1 pseudogene is annotated in these 276 nt (G+C 64.5%); it reads left to right on the top strand.

Annotated elements, in window-relative coordinates:
* A pseudogene (locus J2D73_RS20305) lies at nucleotides 1-276 on the top strand (hypothetical protein); the annotation flags it as partial.

Below are 276 nucleotides of genomic sequence, written 5' to 3'. Positions count from 1 at the left end.
GATCATCGGCATGATCGTCGAGCTGCTGATCGTGCGTCGCTTCTACAAGCGCCCGCTCGACTCGCTGCTCGCCACTTGGGGCCTCAGCCTGATCGTGACGCAGTCGATGCTGCTGATCGTCGGCTCCGCGGTGCGCGGCATCGGCACGCCGGAGGGCAGTTTCGCGATCGGGGGCTACACGTTCTCAACCTACCGCCTCGTGCTGTTCGGCTGCGCGGTGGCGGTGTTGGCCGGGCTCTACATCATCTTCATGAAGACGCGCTTTGGCGTGATCGC

This window comes from Acetobacter sacchari (assembly GCF_017377715.1).
Taxonomy (GTDB): Bacteria; Pseudomonadota; Alphaproteobacteria; order Acetobacterales; family Acetobacteraceae; genus Acetobacter; species Acetobacter sacchari.
Note: the sequence above shows the minus strand (reverse complement) of the source record. Positions and strands in the feature narration are given on the sequence as shown.